The 2,366-nt window shown below is 37.4% G+C and carries 1 protein-coding gene and 1 pseudogene; both read left to right on the top strand.

The window, feature by feature from the left end; translation table 11 throughout:
- Positions 1 to 709: 709 nt before the first annotated feature.
- Positions 710 to 1,636 (top strand): annotated as a pseudogene (gene repM, locus FTT84_RS17530) (replication initiation protein RepM); the annotation flags it as partial.
- A gap of 541 nt (positions 1,637 to 2,177) precedes the next feature.
- Positions 2,178 to 2,357, top strand: a complete 180-nt coding sequence (locus FTT84_RS17525; protein WP_020847111.1) for a hypothetical protein — start codon at positions 2,178 to 2,180, stop codon at positions 2,355 to 2,357.
- Positions 2,358 to 2,366 lie beyond the last annotated feature (9 nt).

Below are 2,366 nucleotides of genomic sequence, written 5' to 3'. Positions count from 1 at the left end.
TCGAGAATATTACGATTTAGAAATCACTGAAGATCATCAAAAACTTTATGATCAGTACGTTTCAGGTGATTTAAACAAGCAAGATTTTGAAGAACAACTAAACAAATTGATCAAGTAACCGAGCGAGTGTCTACGAGCGACTGAGCGTTATAAAAATTTGCCCCTGCCTTTTCCCTGATTACAAGCTCCCTGTTGCGTCATAACGAGATTTACAGAGCAAAGCGACTGTAGTCACTGGCTCCATGACGAGCGAAGCGAGCATAAAGCTTTATGAGCGAAGCGAATCCATTCTTGTTTTTAGCGTCCTAGCGGGTCTTTGAAAAAAACTGCCCCCAGGAATCGAGCGCAGCGAGATTCAATAGAGTTTGAGCGAAGCGAAAACATAGGGCAGTTTTAAATGCCGTTTTTAATTTTTTTGGGCTTTTAATAATAAAAAAGCTTTTAAATGCTTTTAAGCAGTCTGAAAGCATTGATATACGTGCGTTTCAGAGGACATAAGACGACACTTAGTGTGCTAAAAGACGACACTTAGTGTGCTAGAAATTCTCAATAAGACGACACTTAGTGTGCTTTGAAAGACAAAATAAAACATGTCGTTTTAAGCACGTTTAGTTTGCAAGATGCGACAAAATAAAATATGTCTGCTTATTGCTTCTTGATAAGGCTTCACATAAGATCAATAAGACGACATAATAAAATAAGACGCTATATGAAAGATTTAATTGTGAAAGATAACGCTTTAATTAATGCCAGCTACAATCTTGACCTAGTGGAACAACGGTTAATTCTTTTAGCAATAATTGAAGCCCGTGAAAGTGGTAAAGGTATTAATGCGAATGACCCTTTAACTATTCACGCAGAGAGCTATATCAACCACTTTGATGTATTGAAAAATGGTGCTTATCAAGCACTAAAAGAAGCCTGTAAAGACTTGTTTGCTCGTCAATTTAGCTATCAAGAACCAAGAGGAAAAGGAGTAGCTCATATTACCTCACGTTGGGTTTCTCAAATTGCATACATCGAAAAAACGGCATCTGTTGAGTTAATTTTTTCACCTGCAATTATCCCTTTAATAACTCGGCTAGAAAAACAATTTACGAGCTATGAGTTAGAGCAAGTAAAAGGGCTTTCCACTGGCTACGCCATTAGACTTTATGAACTTTTGATTGCTTGGCGTAGTAGTGGGAAAACACCAATTATTGAGCTAAGTGAGTTCAGAGAAAGATTGGGAGTATTAGAAAGTGAATATCATCGAATGCACGACTTTAAAAAGCGTGTTTTAGAACCATCATTAAAGCAAATCAATGAAAATACAGATATTACTGTCAAAGAAGAACAGCACAAAAGAGGACGTAATATTATTGGTTTTTCATTCCGATTTAAACAGAAGGCACAGCCAAAAAAACAACAAAAAACCGACCCTAAACGAGATCCAAACACACCTGATTTCTTTGTCGAAATGACCGATGCACAACGGCATTTGTTTGCACACAAATTATCTGAACTGCCCGAAGTTGGTAGCGAATATGCAGAGATCGGAGAGTCATCCGAAGACTTTACGAAACGCCTTGCAGACATGCTTTTAGAGCCAAAAAAATTCAGGATGTTTTATCCGCTACTGGAACAGCTCGGCTTTGGTTCTAAAAAAATCCAATCTGCACCAGTCAAACAGGTAGATGAACCTAAGTTTATTGAATTGCGAAATATGCAAGTGAACAGCTTGTCGTTCAATATGTCCCGTGACAAGAAATTCGCTCATTTAAAACAGGAAAACGAATCTCCAGATGATTTTATGCAACGGCTTCGCATCATGCTAAAAGACCCAAAACAGCAAATTCAATTTTATGACTACGTGAATGCCAAAAAGTAGCAATTAATCCTCCAAAAAAGATTTCAAAACGCCCCAACTTTTGGGGCTTATTTTTATCTTTTTTAGAGGCCGTTTTTTTGTTTCTCGGAGAGAAACGCGTAAGCGTGCATTCCCTCCTGCTGTCGGAAAATGATAAATCTCCAAACCGCTAAAAATTTTCTTGTTAGCAAAGCACCAATATCGAATTTCACCCCATAGCGCAAAAACCGCCTAAAATCGCATTTAAGCGCCTTTTCTTCAAAAACAGGGAAATCTAGCTAAACAGGGCTAAAAACGCCAATAAACGCAAAATAGGAGCATTTAGACCATGAAATTGAGTGATGCCGAAAAAAATAATCGTTTGTCAGAGGTGTTTTTAAAGAAATCAGATCGAGAATATTACGATTTAGAAATCACTGAAGATCATCAAAAACTTTATGATCAGTACGTTTCAGGTGATTTAAACAAGCAAGATTTTGAAGAACAACTAAACAAATTGATCAAGTAACCGAGCGAG

Origin of the sequence: Acinetobacter sp. YH01019 (assembly GCF_013420285.1) — a bacterium.
In the GTDB taxonomy this organism is placed as follows: domain Bacteria; phylum Pseudomonadota; class Gammaproteobacteria; order Pseudomonadales; family Moraxellaceae; genus Acinetobacter; species Acinetobacter gandensis.
The sequence above is the reverse complement of the archived record's forward strand: the minus strand, read 5'-3'. Positions and strand labels throughout refer to the sequence as shown.

Coding starts and splice junctions, on each gene's coding strand:
- FTT84_RS17525 (WP_020847111.1), top strand. CDS start 2,178: ATGAAATTGAGTGATGCCGAAAAAAATAATCGTTTGTCAGAGGTGTTT.